We start from the raw sequence: 4,178 nt of genomic DNA, 5'->3' as shown, positions 1-4,178 counted from the left end.
CCGGCTCCGCCCCGCGGCCCGTCGACGCCCGCCGCGCGTTCCTGGCGGCGGCGCTGCGCCGTCCGGCGACCATGGGTGCGGTGGCGCCCAGCTCGCCGCGGCTCGGCGCGGTGCTCGCCTCGATCGTGCCGTCGCGCGGCGAACCGGTGGTCGTCGAGCTCGGCCCGGGGACCGGCGCGGTCAGCGCGGTGATCGCGCGCCGGCTGCCCGAGGGCGGGCGGCACCTGGCCGTGGAGCTCGACCCGGACATGGTCGCCTACCTGAACCGGACCCGCCCGGAGCTGGAGGTCGTCCAGGGCAACGCGGCCCACCTGCGCTCGCTGCTCGCCGAGCGCGGTATCGACCGGGTCGACGCCATCATCTGCGGCCTGCCGTGGGCGCTGTTCGACGACGCCACGCAGGCCGAGCTGCTGGCCGGCATCAGCGACGCCGTCGGGCCGACCGGTGCCTTCACCACCTTCGCCTACCTGCACGGCATGACGCTGTCCGCGGCCCGCCGGTTCCGCGCCTCGCTGCGCGAGACCTTCGACGAGGTCGTGGTGAGCGCCACGGTGTGGCGCAACGTGCCGCCCGCGTTCGTCTACGTCTGCCGCCGCCCGCGCGACGCGGGATGACGAGCGGTCCCCACCTGGAGGCCGACGGACCGCCGGACCGGGTCCCGGCGCGGGCGGTGCTGCGGCTCGCGGCCCCCGCCCTGCCGGTGCTGGCGGCCGAGCCGCTGTACCTGCTGGTCGACACGGCGGTCGTGGGCCGGCTCGGCGCGGTGTCGCTGGCCGCGCTCGCGGTGGCCGGGGTGCTGTTCGCCCAGGTCACCAGCCAGCTCACCTTCCTGTCCTACGGCACGACGGCGCGCGCCGCCCGGCTGCACGGCGCGGGCCGGCGGGCCGACGCGGTGGGCGAGGGCGTGCAGGCCACCTGGCTCGCGCTGGCGGTCGGGTTCCTGGTGCTGGGCGTCGGCCAGCTGGTGGCCGGGCCGGTCACGCGCGCGTTGGGCGACCGGCCGGAGATCGCCGGCGCCGCGGAGTCCTGGCTGCGGATCGCGCTGCTGGGGGCCCCGCTGGTACTGGTCACGCTGGCCGGCAACGGCTGGATGCGCGGGGTGCAGAACACCCGCGCTCCGTTGGTGTTCGTGCTGGCCGGCAACGGCCTGTCCGCGCTGGCCTGCCCGGCCCTGGTGCACGGCGTCGGCGGCTGGGAGGGCATGGGGCTGGTCGGCTCGGCCACCGCGAACGTCATCGGGCAGAGCCTGTCGGCGACGCTGTTCCTGGGCGCGCTGGTCCGCGCCGGGGCCGGCTCGATCCGCCCGCGGCCCGCGGTGCTGGTCGAGCAGCTCGCCCTGGGCCGCGACCTGCTGGCCCGCAGCCTCGCCTTCCAGGCGTGCTTCCTGTCCGCGGCCGCCGTCGCCACCCGCTTCGGGGCCGAGGACGCCGCCGCGCACCAGGTCGTGCTGCAGCTGTGGAACTTCATGGCGCTCGTCCTGGACGCGGTGGCGATCGCGGCGCAGTCACTGGTCGGTGCGGCGCTGGGCGCCGGGGCCGGGGCGCGTGCCCGCGCGCTGGCCGTCCAGGTCACGCGGTACGGCCTGGTGCTCGGGGTGGGCTTCGGTGTGCTGTTCGCGGCGCTGGTCGGCGTGCTGCCGCCGGTGTTCACGCCGGACCCGGCGGTGCTGGCCGCGATCGCGGTGCCGTGGTGGTTCTTCGCCGCGCTGCAGCCGATCGCCGGCGTCGTGTTCGCCGTCGACGGGGTGCTGCTGGGCGCGGGCGATGCCGCGTACCTGCGCACCACCACGCTGCTGGCGGCCGTGTTCGGCTTCCTGCCGCTGATCTGGGCGTCGCTGGGGTTCGGCTGGGGGCTGGCCGGCATCTGGTCGGGGCTGGCCGGGTTCATGCTGGTGCGGCTGGTGGCGGTGCTGGCCCGGCTGCGGTCGGGGCGGTGGGCGGTGGTCGGCGTCCAACGGCCCTGAGCCGCCGGGCACCGCGTCAGGTTCGGCCGAGCAGCGGCCGGGCCAGCCACCCGGCGATCGCGTCGAGCTTCTCGGCCGAGCGCAGCCGGCGCTCGTCGTCGGCGCCGTCGGTCCACACCTCGCGGGCCTCGTCCCAGGCCAGGTCGCGGGTGAACCGGACGGCGAGGTCGGCCAGGTGGCCGGCCCCGCTCGCGCCGAGGTCCTCGCGCAGCGGGTCGACCGTGGTCTCGACGGTATCGGTGAGCAGGCAGTAGTCGCGGTACTGGGCCGAGGCGGGGCCGCCGTCGTCGGGCGGGACGTGCTCCCAGGTGCTGACGAGGGCGGCCGCGAGGTCCAGGTTGAGGTGCGCGTTGACCCCCGCGACGGCGAAGGCCGCGGCGGGCACCGACGGGTCGGACCGGCTGTCGAACAGCAGCCGCCACGCCGCGGGCGTCGCGGGGGAGCCGGCGGCGTGCAGCTCCAGCGCCGCGGTGAAGCGATCGGCGAGCTCGCCGACGAGCCGGGCCAGGAACGCCGGCGCGGCGAACCGGCCGGCGTCGACGAGGTCGGCGACCCGGCAGGTGACGACGTGGAGGAGGGCGGCGACCACGGCGACGCCGTCGACGGTGTCGGGCGTCGCCGCGACGAGCGCGCGGTCGCGGACCTCGACCAGCCGGCGCAGGACGTCGTCGATCGACCCGACTGGGCAGCGTTCTCCGGTCGGCGGCATCGTCCTCCTCCGGTGAAACGGAGCCGTCCAGGAACACGAGCACCCTGATGTGGACGTGATACATCGACACCGGCTGACTGGAAGGACGGCCACTGTCGGGTGCACCCCGATCACGGGCAGCACCCGAATGCCGCCTGCCGCTGCTCAGATCGGCCGATTACGGTCGGCGACGTGAGCGGGCCGTCAGCGCCGTCCGCCGGGATCGGGCGGATCGTCGTCGGGCGCGACGGGGAGCGGGCCGAGCTGGGCGCGGCGCTGGCCGAGGCCGTCGCGGGCCGCACGACGGCGGTCTTCGTCACCGGCGAGACCGGGGTCGGCAAGTCCGTGCTGGTCGCCGAGCTGCTGGAGCGGGCCCGCGAGGCCGGCGCCGTGGTGCTGGCCGGTTCCGCCACCGGCGTCGCGGGCAGCTCGCCGCTGCGGCCGGTGCTCTCCGGGCTGCGCGCGCTGCTGGGCTCGCCGCGGGGGGCGGCCGCCGGCCGGCTCGGGCCGTGGGTCGACCGCCTCGACGAGCTGCTCGCCCCGATGCCGGCCGGGTCCGCGCCGTCGCGCGCCGAGGTGCTGGAGCTGCTGCACCGGGTGCTCGCCGGGCTGGCCGAGGCGTCGGTCGTGGTGCTGGTGGTCGAGGACCTGCAGTGGGTCGACCGGGCCACGCGCGACCTGCTGGCCTGCCTCGTCGCCGACCCGCCGCCCGGGCGGGTGCTGCTGGTCGCCACGCACCGCACCGGTCGCCGCCGCGACGCCGCCGCGGCCCGCGTGCTCATCGGCGAGCTCGCCCGCCACCACTGGGTCCGCACCGTCGACCTCGCGCCGCTGGCGCGCGAGGCGGTCGCCGAACTGGTCGCGTCCGCCGCCCCGGACCGCCCCGACCTGGTCGAGCTGGTGTGGGAGCGCTCGCTCGGCAACGCGCTCATCGCCGAGCAGACGCTGCGGGCCGCCCTGGACGGCGACCCCCTGGCCCTGCCGGCGAGCCTGCGCGAGCTGGTGACCTCGCGGCTGGCGCTGCTGTCCGCCGAGGCGCTCCATGCGGCGCGCGCGGTCGCGGTGGCCGACGGCCCGCTGCCGCACCCGCTGCTGGCGGCCGTGCTCGACGACGGCCCCGAGCTGCTCGGCGCGCTGCGCGAGGCCGCCGACGCCGGGATCGTCGTGGCCGAGGGCGCCGGCGAGGCCCACCGCGACTCCTACCGGCTGCGCAACGGGCTGCTCACCGAGGTGGTGCGGGGTGAGCTGCTGCCCGGCGAGCGGATCGACCTGCACCGGCGCTACGCCGAGGCGCTGTCCGCCGACCGGGAGCCCGCGCAGCCGGGCCTGCACGCCCGGCTCGCGCACCACTGGCACGCCGCAGGCGAGGAGGGGCGGGCGCTGGACGCGGCCGTCGCCGCGGCCGAAGGCGCCCGACGGGACCACGACTTCGGCGCGGCGCACCGGCACTGGCGGCACGCCGCCGAGCTCGCCGATCGCGCCCGGCATCGGGGCGCGCCCGACCGGGTCGGCTGCCTCGACCGCGCG

The 4,178-nt window shown here is 77.6% G+C and carries 4 protein-coding genes; 3 read left to right on the top strand and 1 reads right to left on the bottom strand.

What is annotated here, in order from left to right:
- Both KIK08_RS37535 and KIK08_RS37530 read left to right on the top strand, forming a co-directional pair.
- A partial coding sequence (locus tag KIK08_RS37535) for a class I SAM-dependent methyltransferase (protein ID WP_408004789.1) occupies positions 1-614 on the top strand: 614 nt, incomplete at its 5' end.
- Positions 611-1,963: an MATE family efflux transporter gene (locus KIK08_RS37530; RefSeq protein WP_214408073.1), complete on the top strand. Its 1,353-nt coding sequence runs from the start codon at positions 611-613 to the stop codon at positions 1,961-1,963. The genes KIK08_RS37535 and KIK08_RS37530, both read left to right, overlap by 4 nt.
- A gap of 16 nt (positions 1,964-1,979) precedes the next feature.
- Here KIK08_RS37530 and KIK08_RS37525 read toward each other — a convergent pair whose 3' ends face one another.
- Positions 1,980-2,672 carry a DUF5995 family protein gene (locus KIK08_RS37525; protein WP_214408072.1) on the bottom strand — a complete coding sequence of 231 codons (693 nt, stop codon included), beginning with the start codon at positions 2,670-2,672 and terminating at the stop codon, positions 1,980-1,982.
- 171 nt (positions 2,673-2,843) lie between these two features.
- On the opposite strand from KIK08_RS37525, the gene KIK08_RS37520 reads away from it, so the two are divergent.
- On the top strand, positions 2,844-4,178 hold a 1,335-nt coding region (locus KIK08_RS37520; protein ID WP_214408071.1), incomplete at its 3' end, for an ATP-binding protein.

It is taken from the genome of Pseudonocardia lacus (assembly GCF_018531445.1).
In the GTDB taxonomy this organism is placed as follows: domain Bacteria; phylum Actinomycetota; class Actinomycetes; order Mycobacteriales; family Pseudonocardiaceae; genus Pseudonocardia; species Pseudonocardia lacus.
The sequence above is the reverse complement of the archived record's forward strand: the minus strand, read 5'-3'. Positions and strand labels throughout refer to the sequence as shown.

Bases quoted from the DNA above. Each gene is read 5' to 3' on its own strand.
- KIK08_RS37525 (WP_214408072.1), bottom strand. From the start codon at position 2,672: ATGCCGCCGACCGGAGAACGCTGCCCAGTCGGGTCGATCGACGACGTC.
- KIK08_RS37530 (WP_214408073.1), top strand. From the start codon at position 611: ATGACGAGCGGTCCCCACCTGGAGGCCGACGGACCGCCGGACCGGGTC.